Consider the following 16,401-nt stretch of genomic DNA (forward strand, 5'->3'; position numbering starts at 1 on the left):
CCTCTGTCTTGTGAGTCGAAACAGAACATGACCAGGCAACAGCAAGTGGTGATAGTCGGCGGCGGAGTCATCGGCCTGCTGACGGCATTCAATCTCGCCTCCGAAGGCCAGCGGGTGGTGCTGCTGGACCGCTCCGGCGTTGGCCAGGAATCATCCTGGGCCGGCGGCGGTATTGTTTCGCCGCTGTACCCATGGCGCTATAGCCCGGCGGTCACCGCGCTGGCCCACTGGTCGCAGGATTTTTATCCACAGCTGGGCGAGTCCTTGTTTGCCGCGACCGGGATCGATCCGCAAGTGCATATCACCGGCCTGTATTGGCTGGACCTCGACGATCAGGCCGAAGCACTGGCCTGGGCCGAGCGGGAAGGGCGCGCGCTGCGGGCTGTGGATATCTCCGCGGTCCATGATGCGGTTCCGGTATTGGGCTCGGGCTTTTCCCGGGCGATCCATATGGCCGATGTGGCGAACGTGCGTAATCCGCGGCTGGTGAAGTCGCTCAAGGCAGCGTTGCAGACGATGCCGAATGTCACGCTTCATGAGCATTGCGAAGTCAGCGGGTTCATTCGCGACGGTGAGCGTGTCAGTGGCGTGAAGAGCTCAGCGGGGGAGATACGCGGTGATCAAGTGGTTCTCGCTGCGGGGGCCTGGAGCGGCGAGTTGCTTGGAACGCTGGGGCTGGAGTTGCCGGTCGAGCCGGTGAAGGGCCAGATGATCCTGTACAAGTGCGCGTCCGATTTCTTGCCGAGCATGGTCCTGGCCAAGGGCCGTTATGCGATTCCGCGTCGTGACGGGCACATCTTGATCGGCAGTACGCTGGAGCATGAAGGCTTCGACAAGACGCCGACCGATGCGGCGCTGGAAAGCCTCAAGACTTCGGCTCTGGAGTTGATCCCGGCGTTGGCCGACGCCGAGTTGGTGGGGCATTGGGCCGGGTTGCGCCCAGGATCGCCGGAGGGTATTCCCTACATTGGCGAAGTGCCGGGGTTTGCGGGGTTGTGGTTGAACTGCGGCCATTACCGCAACGGCCTGGTGCTGGCGCCGGCTTCGTGCCGGTTGTTCGTCGACGTGATGCTGGGGCGTGAGCCGGTGATTGATCCTGCGCCGTATGCCCCGGCGGGGCGACTGTAGGTTCGGCTCTCCCTGTGGGAGCGCAGCTGCGGCAGCAACCAAAAATCCCGTGGCGAGGGAGCTTGCTCCCGCTGGGCTGCGCAGCAGACCCAAAATCATTCAGCAAGGTGCATCTGGGAAACAGCAGGGTGTTTTTACGACTGCTGCGCAGCCGAGCGGGAGCAAGCTCCCTCGCCACAGGATGAGCGCTGCCTTCAATCCAACCCCAACTTCTTCAACCGATACCGCATCGATCGAAACGACAACTTCAATCTCTGCGCCGCTGCGGTGCGGTTCCAGCGGGTTTCCTCCAGGGCCTGGAGGATTACCTTGCGTTCGACGTCTTCCAGGTAGTCCTCCAGATTGTCGACCTGCATCAGATCAGGATTGCCCGCCTCGCCAGCCCCGCTGTGTTCGGCGAGACGCAAGTCATCGGCCTCGATCTGCTGGTGTTCGCACAGGGTGTAGGCCCGTTCGAGCATGTTCTCCAGTTCTCGCACGTTGCCCGGGAAGCGGTAGTTCTGCAGCGCTTTGAGGGCGTGCGGATGGAGCGTCACCACTGGGCTGCCGGCGTTGGTGGCCAGGCGCTGGAGCATGTGGTTGGCCAGCAGCTCGATGTCTTCCCGCCGTTCACGCAAGGGCGGGACGCGCAGTTCGATGACATTCAGCCGGTAATACAAGTCCTGGCGAAAGCGACCGGCGGCGACTTCTGCGCCGAGGTCCTTGTGGGTGGCGCAGAGGATTCGCACGTCCACCACTTCTTCCTGTTGCCCGCCCACCGCGCGCACGGCTTTTTCCTGGATGGCACGCAACAGCTTGACCTGCATCGCCAGCGGCAGGTCGGCGACTTCATCGAGGAACAGAGTTCCGCCGTGAGCCGCCTGGAACAGGCCGGGCTTGTCTTCGATGGCGCCGGTGAAGCTGCCTTTTCGATGGCCGAAAAACTCGCTTTCCATCAACTCCGTTGGAATGGCCCCACAATTGACCGGCACAAACCCCTGGCTGTAGCGAGGGCCTTGTCCATGAATCAGGCGCGCCACCAGTTCCTTGCCGCAGCCTGATTCGCCGCTGATGTAGACCGGCGCCTGGCTGCGGGCGAGTTTTTCAATCTGTCGGCGCACGCTGCGCATGGGTGGCGAGTCGCCCAACAGGCAGCGCTCGACGGTCGTACTCGGCGCAGCACCCGGCGACAGTCGCAAGGCGCTGCCGATCAGCTCTCGCAGACGCCCCAGGTCGACCGGTTTGGTCAGGAAGTCGAAGGCACCGGCCTTGAGCGCGTCAATAGCAACTTCCAGGCTGCCATAGGCGGTGATCATCGCCACCGGCAGTTGGGGGGCGCGTTGCTGGATGTGTTGCACCAGTTCCAGGCCGGTGCCATCGGGCAGGCGCATGTCGGTCAGGCACAGGTCGAAGGTTTCACCTGCCAGCAGGGCTTGGGCCTCGGCGAGGTTCTTGGCGCTGCGGGTGTCGAGTTTCATCCTTCCCAGGGTGATTTCCAGGAGTTCGCGGATGTCCGGTTCGTCATCGACGATCAGGATTCGTTGCCGTGAGCGTGTATTCAAATCTGTTTCCGTCCGTGAGCAAAGGTGATGCGAAAGCAACCGCCGCCTTGGCGTGATTTGAAGTCTAGGCGGGCCTGGTTGCTTTCGCACAGCTCACGGGACAGATAGAGCCCGAGGCCGGTGCCCTGGCTGCTGGTGGTGAAGAAAGGTTCGAACAAATGCGCCTGCTGCTCCGGCGTTACGCCAGGGCCGTTGTCGATGATGTCCAGCGTGGCCAGTTGACTGTGCGGGTCGACGAACAGCTTCAACCAGGCCTCGGCCTGTTCATAGACCATTGCGCTATGACGCCAGGCGTTGCGCAGCAGATTGTCGAGCACCTGGGCCAGTTGGTCGGGGTCCATGAGTGTGATGTAGTCGCCCGGGTCGATGCTCAGGTGCAATCGCTGGGGTTCGGCCGCGTTTTCCCGGGTCTGCCGGACGAATTGCTCCAGCCATGTGCGTAAATCCAGGCGTTGCGGCGCGGTTTGCTGGCGGCGGGACAGCTGCAGGACGTTTTCGATGACGCGATTCATTCGTAGGGAGTGGTCTTGAATAATCTGCGTCAGACGTCGGTCGGCGTTGTTCAGTTCCTCGGATTCACCGAGCAATTGCGCGGCGTGGCTGATGGCGCCCAGAGGGTTGCGGATTTCATGGGAAATACCCGCGGTGAGGCGCCCGAGGGAGGCGAGTTTCAGTTGCTGGGCATGTTGGGCCACTTGGGCCAGGTCTTCGAGAAATACCAGGATCTGCTGCTGATCCAGAGGGCCGAGGGCGATGAAGCTGGGTTGCAGCGTCAGGCCGGTGCCGCTGATGGTCAGGCTTTGCGCACGCAGGCTGGGGTTGTTCCGCCACGATTGCAGCCGCTCGACCAGGGCGCTGGAATAATCGTCTATCTGCTGGCCGACCAGGTCGTGCATGCCCAGCAGGTTCAAGGCGCTTTCGTTGGCCAGTCGCACCCGGTGCTGGTGATCAAGCACCAGGATGCCGGTGCGCATGCGTTGCAGGATCAAGGCGTTGAGCGCTTCGAGGCTGAGCACTTCGCTGGCCCGTTGCTCGGCCAGGGTTTCGCTGGCTTCCAGGCGTCGGGTCAGGCCTTGCACCAGCAAAGCGGCGGCGAAACACAAGGCGCCCAGGGTGCCTGCCTGTAGATAGCTGCTGGGGCGGCTCGCGTCGCTGAGGCCGAGGACAAATGTCGAGCCGACGATGCCAAGGGTGGCGACGGCAGCGATCAGCAGGCCTATTCGCCCTTTCAGCAAGGTATTGCCGATGGCTACCGAGACAATGATCAGGTTGCCGATGGCGCTGGGGGCGCCACCCGCGACGAAGAACAACCACGACAGCAGCAATACGTCGGTGAGCGCCAGCCCGAACAGCCGGGCAGGGCGACGCGTATTTTCAAGGAACACCACCAGCAGGATGTTCAGCACCAGATACAACCAGCTGCCGCTGCGCAGCAGGTCGTCGTTGGCGAACTCCAGCAGCCGGTTGTCCATGTTGCTGGTGATCAGCAGCACCAGCGTGATGCCGATGCTCAGGCGGTACAGGTGATAGAGGCGCAGCAGACGCTGCGCCTGTTTGACGCGGGGACGCGAGGCCTCAGCGATCACGAGTACCCGGGCCTTGCTCGAGGTGAGCCTGGCTGCAATACCATTGTTGGTCGAGGGCCAGCGCCCGGTCGCGCGGCAGGTGCACCCCGCACTGGGCGCAACGCACCATGGGGCGCGCGTCATGGTCACGCGAGGTGTTCGATGTGGCAGAGGTCGCCTTGAACTTGCGCCACAACCATATCGCGGCGGCAATCAGGGCGATCCAGAACAGTAAACGAAGCATGATGGGCGGCTTTTTGGCTAGAGATCAGGCAGTTTAGCCAAGGACAGGAACGGCGCACAGCGCAATAAAATGCAGGCATGAAAAAGGGAGACCCAGGGTCTCCCTTTTTATGGTGCCTTGGCTTTCAGTCGAACATGCCGAAGGTCATGTAGCTGAACCAGGAGCGATCGCTGGATTCGCTTTCCGGCTCTTCTTCTTCGATCACGTCGCCATTTTCGTCCTTGGGCTTGAGCTCGTTCGGAATGGCTTCCTTGGCGTCCTGGAACTGGCGCTGGACGTCCTGGTTGGCGCGGGTTTCGCCCGGCGGCAGCGGCGGACGGGATTCGATCAGGCCGAGGGTCGCCTTGCTCAGCCACGAACGGTTGTCGGCTTCATCGACCCGCGGGGTGAACTGGCCATCGACCAGCGATGGGTGATCGGGGTAGTTCAGCTTCAGCGTTTCCAGGCTGGTGGCCGCGAGGTCATCCAGGTGCAGGCGCTGGTAGGCTTCGGTCATGACAGCCAGGCCGTCGCCAACCGATGGGGTTTCCTGGAAGTTTTCCACCACGTAGCGGCCACGGTTGGCGGCGGCGACATAGGCCTGGCGGGTCAGGTAGTAGTCAGCCACGTGGATTTCGTAGGACGCCAGCAGGTTGCGCAGGTAGATCATGCGCTGCTTGGCATCAGGCGAATAGCGGCTGTTGGGGAAGCGGCTGGTCAGCTGGGCGAACTCGTTGTAGGAGTCGCGCGCGGCGCCCGGGTCACGCTTGGTCATGTCCAGCGGCAGGAAGCGCGCCAGCAGGCCGACGTCCTGGTCGAAGGAGGTCAGGCCCTTGAGGTAGTAAGCGTAATCGACGTTCGGATGCTGCGGGTGCAGACGAATGAAACGCTCGGCGGCGGACTTGGCAGCTTCCGGCTCGGCGTTCTTGTAGTTGGCGTAGATCAGCTCCAGCTGCGCCTGGTCGGCGTAGCGACCGAACGGATACCGCGACTCCAACGCCTTGAGCTTGGCGGTGGCGCTGGTATAGCTGTTGTTATCCAGGTCGTTCTGCGCCTGTTGGTACAGTTCGACTTCGCTCAGGTTTTCGTCTACGACTTCCTTCGACGAGCAAGCAGCAGTCAATGCGAGGATGGCGATCAGCAGCAGGTGTTTCACTTGCATGGCGGCTTGCGTCCCTATGACGGCCGCTGTCTTGGGCGGGGCCGTCCTGTTATGATGAGCGCCCCGTTGAAAGCCTCGGGGCAAAAGACGCCGTATTTAACCACAAGCGCGCAGCCGAAACCAAAGGCTGTGCCGACGCCCAGTCCGAGCATGTCCGATAAAATAGAACTTCGCGCAGAGGTGCCGTCCGAATTGGGCGGCCAACGCCTCGATCAAGTCGCCGCCCAACTCTTCGCCGAGCACTCGCGCTCGCGCCTTTCCGCCTGGATCAAGGACGGTCGCCTGACAGTGGACGGGGCGGTGATCCGTCCGCGCGACATCGTCCATGGCGGCGCCATCCTCGAACTGACCGCCGAGCAGGAGGCCCAGGGAGAATGGGTCGCCCAGGACATTGCCCTGGACATCGTCTACGAGGACGACGACATCCTGGTGATCAACAAGCCCGCGGGCCTGGTGGTCCACCCGGCGGCCGGTCACGCCGATGGCACCCTGCTCAACGCCTTGCTGCACCATGTGCCGGACATCATCAATGTGCCCCGCGCCGGGATCGTGCACCGCCTGGACAAGGACACCACCGGCCTGATGGTGGTCGCCAAGACCATCCAGGCGCAGACACAGCTGGTCACACAGCTGCAAAGCCGCAGCGTCAGCCGCATCTATGAATGCATCGTGATCGGCGTGGTCACCGCCGGTGGCAAGATCAACGCACCGATCGGCCGTCACGGCCAGCAGCGCCAGCGCATGGCGGTGATGGAAGGTGGCAAGCAGGCGGTCAGCCATTACCGCGTGCTGGAGCGTTTTCGTTCGCACACGCATGTGCGGGTCAAGCTGGAAACCGGCCGGACCCACCAGATTCGCGTGCATATGTCCCATATCAACTTCCCGTTGGTGGGCGACCCGGCCTATGGCGGTCGTTTCCGCATTCCGCCGGCCGCGAGCCAGACCATGGTCGAATCGTTGAAAAACTTCCCGCGCCAGGCGCTGCACGCGCGCTTCCTGGAGCTGGACCACCCGACGACCGGTAAGCGCATGAGCTGGGAATCGCCGTTGCCGGATGACTTCGTCTGGCTGCTGACGCTGCTCAAGCAGGATCGCGAGGCGTTCATCGGATGAGTGACTGGCTGATACCCGACTGGCCCGCGCCGGCCCGGGTCAAGGCCTGTGTCACCACCCGGGAGGGCGGCGTCAGCCTGGCGCCGTTCGACAGCCTCAATCTTGGCGACCATGTCGGCGATGAGCCTGCAGCCGTCGCTGAAAACCGTCGTCGCCTCACCGATCGTTTTGCCATGCGTCCGGCCTGGTTGCAGCAGGTCCACGGTATTGACGTGGTCGAAGCTGACCCGGCCGAGGTGGCTGTCGCCGATGCCTGCTGGACCGCCACGCCGGGTATCGCCTGCGCGGCAATGACGGCCGATTGCCTGCCTGTATTGTTCTGTAACCACGCCGGCACCCATGTCGCGGCAGCCCATGCCGGTTGGCGCGGGCTGGCCAACGGAGTCCTGGAAGCCACCCTTGATCGTCTGCAAGTACCGGCCGAAGAAATCCTCGCCTGGCTCGGCCCGGCCATCGGCCCGCAAGCGTTCGAAGTGGGGCCTGAGGTGCGTGAGGTTTTTGTTGCGCAACTGCCCGAGTCGCAACAAGCCTTCATGCCCAGCCACAATGCCGGGAAGTACCTGGCGGATATCTATGCGCTGGCGCGCCTGCGTCTCGCGGCTCGCGGCGTCACCGCCGTGTACGGTGGCGGCCTGTGCACCGTGACCGATCCGCGCTTCTTTTCCTACCGTCGCAACGCCCGCACCGGTCGCTTCGCTTCCCTGATCTGGCTTGAACGCTAGACTCTGCTGATCTGCATCAACAGCGCACTGCTTGAATCTTCCAGAATCGGCCACATCTATAGCGGTATCTGGCAGGTTTCTTCATTCAGGATGTTTTTTCAGGTCCGGCCTGCTCATTAGGAAGGTGACCCATGCGTATTGATCGTTTAACCAGCAAACTGCAATTGGCCTTGTCCGATGCCCAATCCCTGGCCGTCGGCCTGGACCATCCCGGCATCGAACCGGCGCACTTGATGCAGGCCATGCTCGAACAGCAAGGCGGTTCCATCAAGCCACTGCTGATGCAGGTGGGCTTTGACGTCAACAGCCTGCGCAAAGAGTTGGCCAAAGAACTCGACCAACTGCCCAAGATCCAGAATCCGACCGGTGACGTGAACATGTCCCAGGATCTGGCGCGGCTGCTCAACCAGGCCGATCGCCTGGCCCAACAGAAGGGCGACCAGTTCATTTCCAGCGAACTGGTGCTGCTCGCCGCGATGGACGAGAACAGCAAGCTGGGCAAGTTGCTGCTCGGCCAGGGCGTGAGCAAGAAAGCCCTGGAAAATGCCATCAACAATCTGCGTGGTGGCGATGCGGTCAACGACCCCAACCACGAGGAAGCGCGCCAGGCGCTGGACAAGTACACCGTCGACCTGACCAAGCGCGCAGAGGAAGGCAAGCTTGACCCGGTGATCGGCCGTGACGATGAAATTCGCCGCACTATCCAGGTCCTGCAGCGCCGTACCAAGAACAACCCGGTGCTGATCGGTGAACCTGGCGTGGGCAAGACCGCCATCGCCGAGGGCCTGGCCCAGCGCATCATCAATGGCGAAGTGCCTGACGGCCTGCGGGGCAAGCGCTTGCTGTCCCTCGACATGGGGGCGCTGATCGCTGGCGCCAAGTACCGCGGCGAATTCGAGGAACGGCTCAAGGCCTTGCTCAATGAACTGTCGAAGCAGGAAGGGCAGATCATTCTGTTCATCGACGAATTGCACACCATGGTCGGGGCCGGCAAGGGCGAGGGCTCGATGGACGCCGGCAATATGCTCAAGCCTGCGCTGGCCCGTGGTGAGTTGCATTGCGTTGGCGCGACCACGCTCAACGAATACCGCCAGTACATCGAGAAAGACGCGGCCCTGGAACGGCGCTTCCAGAAGGTGCTGGTGGAGGAGCCGAGCGAAGAAGACACCATCGCGATCTTGCGCGGCCTGAAGGAGCGCTACGAGGTTCACCACAAGGTGGCGATCACCGACGGCGCGATCATCGCGGCAGCGAAGCTCAGCCACCGCTATATCACTGACCGGCAATTGCCGGACAAGGCCATCGACCTGATTGACGAGGCCGCCAGCCGCATCCGCATGGAAATCGATTCCAAGCCTGAGGTACTGGATCGTCTGGAGCGGCGCTTGATTCAGCTCAAGGTCGAGTCCCAGGCCCTGAAAAAAGAGAGCGACGAGGCCGCGAAGAAACGCCTGGAAAGATTGCAGGAAGAAATTGTCCGGCACGAGCGCGAGTATTCCGATCTCGAAGAAATCTGGAATTCGGAGAAAGCCGAAGTCCAGGGCTCGGCGCAGATCCAGCAGAAGATCGAACAGTCTCGCCAGGAACTGGAAGCGGCCCGCCGCAAGGGCGATCTCAACCGCATGGCCGAGCTGCAATACGGGGTGATTCCGGACCTTGAGCGCAGCCTGCAGATGGTCGACCAGCACGGCAAGAGCGAAAACCAGCTGCTACGTAGCAAGGTCACCGAAGAGGAAATCGCCGAGGTGGTTTCCAAGTGGACCGGCATTCCCGTGTCGAAAATGCTTGAAGGCGAGCGCGACAAGCTGCTGAAGATGGAAAGCCTGTTGCACCAGCGCGTGATCGGCCAGGAAGAAGCCGTGGTGGCGGTCTCCAACGCCGTGCGTCGGTCCCGTGCCGGGTTGTCGGACCCTAACCGTCCGAGCGGCTCGTTCATGTTCCTCGGCCCGACCGGCGTGGGCAAGACCGAGCTGTGCAAGGCGCTGGCCGAATTCCTCTTCGACACCGAAGAGGCCATGGTGCGCATCGACATGTCCGAGTTCATGGAGAAACATTCCGTGGCCCGCTTGATCGGTGCGCCGCCAGGCTATGTCGGCTACGAAGAGGGCGGTTACCTGACCGAGGCCGTGCGGCGTAAACCCTACTCGGTGATCCTGCTCGATGAGGTCGAGAAGGCCCACCCGGACGTGTTCAATATTCTCTTGCAGGTGCTTGAGGATGGTCGCCTGACTGACAGCCACGGCCGTACGGTGGATTTTCGCAACACGGTGATCGTGATGACCTCCAACCTGGGCTCGACGCAGATCCAGGAACTGGTCGGCGATCGCGAGGCGCAACGCGCTGCGGTGATGGACGCGATTTCCACGCACTTCCGTCCCGAGTTCATCAACCGGGTGGACGAAGTGGTGATCTTCGAGCCGCTGGCCCGTGATCAGATCGCCGGTATTACCGAGATCCAACTGGGTCGCCTGCGCAGCCGTCTCACCGAGCGTGAGCTGAAGCTGCAACTGAGCGACGAGGCGTTGGACAAGCTGATCGCGGTGGGTTACGACCCGGTCTATGGCGCACGGCCGCTGAAACGGGCCATCCAGCGCTGGATCGAAAACCCGTTGGCGCAGTTGATTCTGTCCGGCCGCTTCATGCCCGGCGAAACCGTGACCGGCACCGTGGAAAACGACGAGATCGTCTTCAACTGAAAGCCGCAACAGCCGGTGATTGAAATGGCCTTGCCTGGCGAGGCCATTTTTTTCATCAGGCCGTTGAACTCAAAGGAAAAGGCTTGTAAAGTGCGCCCCGCAGTACGTCACCCCGAGGGCGACTTCTCACTGAGAAGGAATCCAAAATAAGTTGCAAATCATTGTCTTGAAAGCAATTTAAGGGGTTGACAGAGGTTTTGAAGATTGTAGAATAGCGCGCCTCAGACACACGAACGCAGCGATGCAAACGGGTCGAAGAGGTTGCAGCAAGCTTCAACGCTGTAGCGGTAAATAGCAGTAACTTGAAATATCAGTTCCGTGATAGCTCAGTCGGTAGAGCAAATGACTGTTAATCATTGGGTCCCAGGTTCGAGTCCTGGTCACGGAGCCATTTCAATCGGGGTATAGCGCAGTCCGGTAGCGCGCCTGCTTTGGGAGCAGGATGTCAGGAGTTCGAATCCCCTTACCCCGACCATATTTGGGTCGTTAGCTCAGTTGGTAGAGCAGTTGGCTTTTAACCAATTGGTCGTAGGTTCGAATCCCACACGACCCACCATTTTTGAAACCAGTTCGCTGGAATCGAATCTTAAGATCAGAGGCCAAAAGCGCTGATCGAGGAAGGCGACTTGCGAAGGTCGCCTTTTTTTTACCGGGGTATAGCGCAGTCCGGTAGCGCGCCTGCTTTGGGAGCAGGATGTCAGGAGTTCGAATCCCCTTACCCCGACCATATTAAAAATCCTCGTATCGAAAGATACGGGGATTTTTTTTGCCCGCCGGAAAGCCTCTTCCCTTCAAGTCATCATACAACTTGCCGATAACCCGCCGACAGGGGCATGAACGATCGCCCTCTCTTCAGGCCGATAACAAGAAAAGGCGCCCGTTATGTTTCTTCGTCAGTTGAATATCGCCCCCCGCGCCGCGCTGGGTTTCGCCTTGATCGCCGTGCTGGTGGCGCTGCTCGGCGTATTTGCGCTGGGGCAGATGTCGAGTATTCGCGACAGCGAGGTCGCGGTGGAAACCCAATGGCTGCCGAGTATCCGGGGCGGCGACGAGATCCGCGAATTGATGTTGCGCATTCGCACCATTTCCCTGCGCATGGCCCTGGATGAAGACCCGAAGAACATCCCGGTGTATCGCGGGCAGATGGATACCCGCGACAAGGAACTGAGCGAGAAAATCGCCAGTTACGACAAGCTTGTGGTGACACCGGAAGGCAAGGCGCTCTACGAGCAGTTCAAGCAGACCTTCACCGCCTACCGCGCGGGGATCGCCCAGTCATTCACCCTGGCGGAGCAGGGGCGGCGGGATGAATTGATCAAGTTGTTGCTGGTGGACATGAAAACCGTGGTGGATGGCTCGGGCAAGCAGCTCAACGACCTTGCGCAACTGTTCTCCAAGCAGGTGTCCATCGAGAGCCAGAAATCCCAGGAGCACTACGTCAACTCGCGGATGATCGTCAGTCTGTTCGTGGTGCTGGCGGCTCTGGCCACGGTGGTCCTGGCAATGTTGCTGACCCGCAGTATCGTCAAGCCGCTGGGCGAGGCGCTGACTGCCGCGGAGAGTGTGGCCCGCGGTGACCTGACCCGGCCGATCGAGACCCATGGCAATGATGAAGTGAGTCGCCTGCTCAAGGCGTTGGCCACCATGCAGCAGAACCTTCGGCAAACCCTGCAGGGCATCAGCGGCTCGGCGACGCAACTGGCGACCGCTGCCGATGAATTGAACGCCGTCACGCTCGACAGCACTCAAAGCCTGCAACAGCAGAACAACGAAATCGAGCAGGCCGCCACTGCGGTCACCGAAATGACCACCGCCGTGGAAGAGGTCGCGCGCAACGCGGTGTCCACCTCCGATGCGACACGCCAATCCAGCGAGTCGGCGATGTTGGGCCAGGAGCGGGTCAGCGATACCGTCAATGCGATCAGCGCCCTCGCCAGCGATGTGCAAATCACCGGCGGCCTGGTGCAATCCCTGGCCAGCCAGTCCCAGGACATCGGCAAGGTGCTGGATGTGATCCGGGCCATTGCCGAGCAGACCAACCTGTTGGCGCTCAACGCGGCCATCGAAGCGGCGCGGGCGGGAGAGAGCGGCCGTGGTTTTGCCGTGGTCGCCGACGAAGTCCGGGCATTGGCCTATCGCACGCAGCAATCGACCCAGGAAATCGAGCAGATGGTCCAAGGCATGCGCAGCGGTGCCACCCAAGCCCTGGATTCCATGCAGGCCAGCTCCAGCCGTGCGGCCAGTACCCTGGCAATGGCCGAGCGCGCGGGGGAGGCGCTGCAAACCATTACTGCGTCGGTGCATCAGATCCACGAGCGCAACCTGGTGATCGCCAGCGCCGCCGAAGAGCAGGCACAAGTGGCCCGCGAGGTGGATCGCAACCTGGTCAATATCCGTGATTTGTCCGTGCGCTCGGCCACTGGGGCCGACCAGACCAGCGCGTCCAGCCATGAACTTTCGCAGTTGGCGAACTCGCTGCGCACGATGGTGCAGCGGTTTCAGGTTTGATCGAGATTAAGTACTGACTGTACCGCCCTCATCGCGAGCAAGCTCGCTCCCACAGGATGACCGCGATCAACTGTGGGAGCGAGCTTGCTCGCGATGACGGTGGATCAGTCAGCACCAATACTGCTGATCCAGCACAATCGTCAGTAAGGCCTCAATGCAACTTCAACCGAGGCTCGGTCCCACGCCCTATCTTGCTGCCCAGCATCAGCATCGCCGTGCGGAACATGCCGTAAAGCGCCATCTGGTGCATGCGGTACAGCGACACGTAGAACATCCGCGCCAGCCAGCCCTCAAGCATCACGCTGCCGGTGAGGTTGCCCATCAGGTTGCCGACCGCCGAGAAGCGCGACAGCGAGATCAGCGAGCCGTAGTCAGTGTATTTGTAGTCAGGCAGGGTCTTGCCTTCGATCCGCAGCTTCAGCGATTTCGCCAACAGTGAGGCCTGCTGGTGCGCGGCCTGGGCGCGGGGCGGAACGTTGCGGTCGCTGTCCGGTTGCGGGCAGGCGGCGCAGTCGCCAAAGGCGAAGATATTCTCGTCGCGGGTGGTCTGGAGTGTAGGCAGCACCTGCAACTGATTGATCCGGTTGGTCTCCAGGCCGTCGATGTCCTTGAGGAACTCCGGCGCGCGAATCCCGGCGGCCCAGACTTTAAGGCTCGCGTCGATGACTTTGCCATCCGCGGTGATCAGGCTGTCGGCGGTCACCTGGCTGACGGCCGCGTTGGTCATGACCTTGACCCCGAGTTTTTCCAGAGTCCTGTGCACTGGCCCGCCGATCCGCTCCGGCAGTGCCGGCAAGACCCGTGGACCGGCCTCGATCAGAGTGATGTGCATGTTTTCCGGTTTGATCCGGTCGAGGCCATAAGCGTGCAACTCGTGGGCGGCGTTATGCAGCTCGGCTGCCAGTTCGACACCGGTGGCGCCCGCGCCGACAATCGCGACGCTGATGCGCTCGACCACGTCAGTCTGCCCGGCATGGGCGCGCAGATAATGGTGCAGCAACTGCTGATGGAAGCGCTCGGCCTGTTTGCGGGTGTCGAGGAACAGGCAGTGTTGCGCCGCGCCTTCGGTGCCAAAATCATTGGTGGTGCTGCCGACCGCGATCACCAGCGTGTCGTAGCCCAGCTCGCGGGCCGGCAACAACTCCAGGCCTGCTTCGTCGTAGGTGGCGGCCAACTGGATGCGCTTGCGCTCACGGTCCAGGCCGCTCATGCGCCCGAGCTGGAACTCGAAGTGGTTCCATTTCGCCTGGGCGACATAGTTGAGTTCGTCTTCGGAAGAATTCAGGGAACCGGCGGCCACTTCGTGCAGCAAGGGTTTCCAGATGTGGGTCAGGTTCGCGTCGACCAGCATCACACTGGCCGTGCCACGCTTGCCCAGAGTCTTACCCAGACGGGTAGCCAACTCCAGACCGCCGGCGCCGCCGCCAACGATGACAATACGATGAGTCATGGGGATATCTCGCAAGGCTAAAGGAATTCGGTGCCGTCACCCGCGCGAGCATCAATCGGCTCATAGCGTCAGGTAACTGATCAATCGGCTCAACAGGCCCAGGCCAATCGTGATGGCCAGTACCACCACCAGGAGCATCCACGGCCGGAAAGGCCGGCGCTCGACTCGGTGCTGGGACAGTTGCAGGTACTCTTCGACATGCTTCTGGTCTTCTGGGTTCAGGCGACTGGTCATAAAGGCCTCGTCAGGTAGACGTTGCGAAAGGTGCAGACGTTACAGCGTCCGGCTATCCGGCATTAAAAGCAGCGTAGCCGGTTGCCGGGACGGGCTCGACGATCAGGCTGTCGTCCAGGCGAATGATTCCACTTTTTAACACCCGGGCGGTGATTCCGCCATGGCCGCGTACGGCCTGGAACGTGCCTTCGCCAAGATTTCGCTCAAGTCGCGCGCAGGGTTGGCACCAGCCGGTGGTTTCGAAGATCGCCTGGCCGATGCAAAAGCGCCGGCCCTTGAGGCTGAACAGGTTGATGCCGCTGACCACAATGTTGCGGCGCAGCTCCTCGGGACGCACCGGTTGTTTCTCGGGACGGCCCATCAGCGAGCTGATCACGGCCAGGTGTTCCCATTGGATCAATGTCACTTGCCGCGCATTACGCACGCCTGGGCGAGCGTGATCGCCGGTCAGGCCGGCTTCGAGTCGTGCCTCGACGGCGTCCAGCTCGATCATCGGTGCATGCCCTGCGGGGCGCACGCCGATCCAGCGTACCCGGCCCCGCTGCGGCACGGCGGCGATCAGTTCCTGTAATGGGCTCAAAGGCTGATCCCCACATCGAAGACGATGCTGCGGCCCAGGTTCCCCCGCAGGAAGTCGGGTGCATCGGGATGGGCGAACAGCACGCGGGCAAAGGTCGGGCCCACCAGCGACAACGAGCGCCACCCTTGGCGCAGGTACTCGGTAGGCGGCGGGAAATGGCTGTTGAGGTCGAGGACTTCGCGCTTGAGGCTGGCGAAAGCAATGATATCCAGCTCCCCCAGGTCCATGCCGCGCTCGGTGTAGTTATGGGCTTTCTTGCGCAGGGTCGGGGCCAGTCTCATCAGGAACTCGTTGGCCGGAATCCGTCTTGGCTTGGCCTCGCGACGCACCAGTTGGCTCAGGGAAAAGGCGCTGCGGCGGCGTTGCAGTTCGTCACGCCATTCATCATTGAGACGACGGCCTTCATCGAGGACAAAAAACACCTCGAAATTGGCATCGCGAAACAACACGTCCGGCGGCTCCCCGGCGGGCGCGAACTCATCGGCGCGATAGGGCACGTTGAGCCCTTGCAGCAGGCGCTGGCAGACCCAACGCTCACGCTCCCATTTGCGGGCATTGGAGAGGAAGGCGTTGGCTTGCTCGGCCGCAATGGTCAACAAGCGTAAATAATCGGAATCATCCATGAGCCCAAGCTTAGCGTTCAATTACGACAAGCCCAAAGCGTTGCGTTGATTAATCGCGTTCGGGCGGGGGTGTAGAATGCCGGCTTGAATCTCAGGGCGATCATGGAGTCTCTGATGCAGGGGCACGCCAAAGGAGTACGTCGATGATCGGTGCCGAGTTGCTCTCCTCGCAGACCCTGGCGGTTGGCTGGCTGATCTACGTGCCGGCGTTGGCCTGGGCGGTGGCGAAGGCACCGTGGGTCGAGCTGTTTACCGACAGTCGCCGCCAGCATCTCTTGTTCGGCACGGTATTCGCGCTGATCCTGTTGTGGATGGTGCGACGGGATTTCGATACGGGGGTCTCGTACCACTTCATTGGCCTGACCGCCGTCACCTTGTTGCTGGACTGGCCGCTGGCGATCCTTGGCGGGTTATTTGCCCAGCTTGCGCTGGTGCTGTTGGGGCGCCAGGACATGATGGCCATCGGGGCCAATGGCGCGCTGCTGGTTCTCCTGCCGGTGCTGGTCACGGAATGCTGCGCGATACTGGTGGAGCGTGCCCAGCCGCGCAATCTGTTCGTGTATATCTTTTGTTCGGGATTCCTCGCCGCCGCCCTGTCGGCGCTGGCGTGCCTGCTGCTGGGGCTTGGCCTGCTGTGGCATGACGGCATCTTCGCGATGCCTTATTGGCTGGAGGATTTCATCGGCTATCTCTGGCTGATGATCTTTCCCGAGGCCTTCATCAACGGCATGGTGGTCAGCGCGCTGGTGGTGTTCAGCCCCGAATGGCTGGAAACCTTCAACCGTACGCGCTACCTGTCGGCCCCCTGGAACGATGACGACAAGCCTTGATTAACTTCAAGGTTGCACCGCCTTCA

General features: G+C 61.6%; 14 protein-coding genes and 4 tRNA genes. 10 read left to right on the forward strand and 8 right to left on the reverse strand.

Going from position 1 to position 16,401, the window contains the following annotated elements; genetic code table 11:
- The first annotated feature begins 27 nt into the window (after positions 1-27).
- Positions 28-1,128, forward strand: a complete 1,101-nt coding sequence (gene thiO, locus J3P89_RS03920) for a glycine oxidase ThiO (protein ID WP_434696765.1) — start codon at positions 28-30, stop codon at positions 1,126-1,128.
- Between the two features lie 194 nt (positions 1,129-1,322).
- Here thiO and J3P89_RS03925 read toward each other — a convergent pair whose 3' ends face one another.
- The 4 genes from J3P89_RS03925 to J3P89_RS03940 all read right to left on the reverse strand — a co-directional run bounded on the left by J3P89_RS03925 (position 1,323) and on the right by J3P89_RS03940 (position 5,619).
- Positions 1,323-2,669: a sigma-54-dependent transcriptional regulator gene (locus J3P89_RS03925; RefSeq protein WP_434696766.1), complete on the reverse strand. Its 1,347-nt coding sequence runs from the start codon at positions 2,667-2,669 to the stop codon at positions 1,323-1,325.
- On the reverse strand, positions 2,666-4,255 hold the full coding sequence (locus J3P89_RS03930; protein ID WP_434696767.1) for a two-component system sensor histidine kinase NtrB: 1,590 nt from the start codon (positions 4,253-4,255) through the stop codon (positions 2,666-2,668). Before J3P89_RS03930 ends, J3P89_RS03925 begins: the two co-directional genes overlap by 4 nt.
- Complete coding sequence (locus J3P89_RS03935) at positions 4,245-4,478, reverse strand: PP0621 family protein (RefSeq protein ID WP_434601868.1); 234 nt, start codon at positions 4,476-4,478, stop codon at positions 4,245-4,247. The genes J3P89_RS03930 and J3P89_RS03935 overlap by 11 nt, the downstream gene beginning before the upstream one ends.
- Before the next feature lie 124 nt (positions 4,479-4,602).
- Entirely contained in the window at positions 4,603-5,619 is a 1,017-nt protein-coding gene (locus J3P89_RS03940; protein ID WP_305498735.1) for an outer membrane protein assembly factor BamD, read from the reverse strand.
- Between the two features lie 150 nt (positions 5,620-5,769).
- Between J3P89_RS03940 and rluD the strand changes: the two genes are divergently transcribed.
- The 8 genes from rluD to J3P89_RS03980 all read left to right on the forward strand — a co-directional run bounded on the left by rluD (position 5,770) and on the right by J3P89_RS03980 (position 12,658).
- The gene (gene rluD, locus J3P89_RS03945; protein WP_434571746.1) at positions 5,770-6,732 is read left to right on the forward strand and encodes a 23S rRNA pseudouridine(1911/1915/1917) synthase RluD; all 963 of its coding nucleotides are present in this window, start codon (positions 5,770-5,772) and stop codon (positions 6,730-6,732) included.
- Positions 6,729-7,454, forward strand: a complete 726-nt coding sequence (pgeF, locus tag J3P89_RS03950; RefSeq protein WP_434696768.1) for a peptidoglycan editing factor PgeF — start codon at positions 6,729-6,731, stop codon at positions 7,452-7,454. Before rluD ends, pgeF begins: the two co-directional genes overlap by 4 nt.
- 131 nt (positions 7,455-7,585) lie before the next feature.
- Positions 7,586-10,150 carry an ATP-dependent chaperone ClpB gene (gene clpB / locus J3P89_RS03955; RefSeq protein WP_181290028.1) on the forward strand — a complete coding sequence of 855 codons (2,565 nt, stop codon included), beginning with the start codon at positions 7,586-7,588 and terminating at the stop codon, positions 10,148-10,150.
- A 315-nt stretch (positions 10,151-10,465) separates the two neighbouring features.
- Positions 10,466-10,541, forward strand: a tRNA-Asn gene (locus tag J3P89_RS03960).
- A 7-nt stretch (positions 10,542-10,548) separates the two neighbouring features.
- Positions 10,549-10,625: transfer RNA gene (locus J3P89_RS03965), tRNA-Pro, on the forward strand.
- A 5-nt stretch (positions 10,626-10,630) separates the two neighbouring features.
- Positions 10,631-10,706, forward strand: a tRNA-Lys gene (locus J3P89_RS03970).
- Positions 10,707-10,800: 94 nt separating this feature from the next.
- Positions 10,801-10,877, forward strand: a tRNA-Pro gene (locus tag J3P89_RS03975).
- Between the two features lie 155 nt (positions 10,878-11,032).
- Positions 11,033-12,658, forward strand: a complete 1,626-nt coding sequence (locus J3P89_RS03980) for a methyl-accepting chemotaxis protein (protein ID WP_305498740.1) — start codon at positions 11,033-11,035, stop codon at positions 12,656-12,658.
- Positions 12,659-12,809: 151 nt separating this feature from the next.
- Here the strand turns inward: J3P89_RS03980 and J3P89_RS03985 are convergent, their stop codons facing one another.
- From J3P89_RS03985 to J3P89_RS04000, 4 genes are read right to left on the reverse strand one after another with little or no spacing between them, the layout of a single operon-like run.
- A complete protein-coding gene (locus tag J3P89_RS03985; RefSeq protein ID WP_434696769.1) occupies positions 12,810-14,108 on the reverse strand; it encodes an NAD(P)/FAD-dependent oxidoreductase in 1,299 nt (432 codons plus the stop codon).
- Between the two features lie 60 nt (positions 14,109-14,168).
- Positions 14,169-14,342 (reverse strand): DUF3094 family protein, encoded by a 174-nt coding sequence (locus tag J3P89_RS03990; RefSeq protein ID WP_076386361.1) that lies wholly within the window; start codon positions 14,340-14,342, stop codon positions 14,169-14,171.
- Between the two features lie 52 nt (positions 14,343-14,394).
- Positions 14,395-14,922 carry an MOSC domain-containing protein gene (locus tag J3P89_RS03995; RefSeq protein WP_434696770.1) on the reverse strand — a complete coding sequence of 176 codons (528 nt, stop codon included), beginning with the start codon at positions 14,920-14,922 and terminating at the stop codon, positions 14,395-14,397.
- Complete coding sequence (locus tag J3P89_RS04000) at positions 14,919-15,545, reverse strand: DUF1780 domain-containing protein (protein WP_030140261.1); 627 nt, start codon at positions 15,543-15,545, stop codon at positions 14,919-14,921. The genes J3P89_RS03995 and J3P89_RS04000 overlap by 4 nt, the downstream gene beginning before the upstream one ends.
- A 143-nt stretch (positions 15,546-15,688) precedes the next feature.
- Between J3P89_RS04000 and J3P89_RS04005 the strand changes: the two genes are divergently transcribed.
- On the forward strand, positions 15,689-16,375 hold the full coding sequence (locus J3P89_RS04005; RefSeq protein ID WP_434696771.1) for an energy-coupling factor ABC transporter permease: 687 nt from the start codon (positions 15,689-15,691) through the stop codon (positions 16,373-16,375).
- The last annotated feature ends 26 nt before the right edge of the window (positions 16,376-16,401 follow it).

The sequence above is a fragment of the Pseudomonas sp. Z1-14 genome, from assembly GCF_051132005.1.
Taxonomy (GTDB): Bacteria; Pseudomonadota; Gammaproteobacteria; order Pseudomonadales; family Pseudomonadaceae; genus Aquipseudomonas.